The sequence below is a fragment of the Cellulophaga sp. F20128 genome, assembly GCF_023015805.1.
Lineage (GTDB): Bacteria > Bacteroidota > Bacteroidia > Flavobacteriales > Flavobacteriaceae > Cellulophaga.
The window spans coordinates 1-977 of record NZ_JALKBA010000056.1 but is presented as its reverse complement, the minus strand read 5'-3'; the positions used below and the strand labels follow the sequence as shown (position 1 = coordinate 977).

Here is a 977-nt window from a genome sequence, read left to right as displayed (position 1 = left end):
CATATTAACTATCCATACAAGAATTTACTGATGGGAAAATATTTAGGGAATGGGTAAAGGATAAATCTTTTCAAGAACAATATGATTGGGGTGTTTAAATCTTAAAACAAGAAGGTTAGGATGCAATCTATGGAATTATTGATTAAATTTGATATATGAAATTTAAAAATATAGAAGAAGCAAAAGACAGTCTAGTAGAGGCTATTTTATGTGAATATATTGGCACGCTTACAAACAATGATAAACTACAAGAAAAAAGTATAAAAACGGCCTTTAAAATAGATAAATACATTAAAAATAATTTTGATTTAAGAGAGCTTAAAGGTTTATTGAATTATGATGTTGCGTCAGTGCAGGTTTGGGTAGCAAATATGCTACTACCCATATATGAAGATATTGCTCTAAAATTATTAAAGGATATTAGAAATAAAAAAATACCACATTGTTCATATAATGCTGGAATGATTATTGATTATTGGAAAAAATAAATTCCAACAATCTACACAAACTTTAAAAGCGCAGATTGCGCTCTAACCTGGCTTTTAAATTGTAATTTATGAAACAGCTCTTTCACCTATTTTTCTTTATAGCAATCCCTTTTTTGCGAGCACAAAATAAAGGCACAGTTCCCAAATAGGGCTAGTTCCATTACTAAATTTCTTTATACTTATACTTCAATAGTAACAACAACCTTAAGGAGGTAAAGGGTATTCTTCTCAAAGACTATTTGAAAAAGCACACTGGAAAGCTTCAGCAGGTAATGAGCTTCACCATATTGTAGAGCAAAATGGACATCAAAAATTAAACCCTTTGAAGTTTGGCAAAAAGAATATTCATAACACTAAAAACATAATTGAAATACCTACTGGGAAAGGCACTCTTCATAATAGAGTATCAACATATTAACTATCCATACAAGAATTTACTGATGGGAAAATATTTAGGGAATGGGTAAAGGATAAATCTTTTCAAGAACA

General features: G+C 29.7%; 1 protein-coding gene. It reads left to right on the top strand.

Annotated features, from left to right (window positions below):
• The first annotated feature begins 155 nt into the window (after positions 1-155).
• Complete coding sequence (locus tag MWU65_RS17445) at positions 156-488, top strand: hypothetical protein (RefSeq protein ID WP_247079959.1); 333 nt, start codon at positions 156-158, stop codon at positions 486-488.
• Positions 489-977: the final 489 nt, after the last annotated feature.

Excerpts from the sequence above, each read along its gene's own strand:
- MWU65_RS17445 (WP_247079959.1), top strand. The coding sequence starts at position 156 with ATGAAATTTAAAAATATAGAAGAAGCAAAAGACAGTCTAGTAGAGGCT.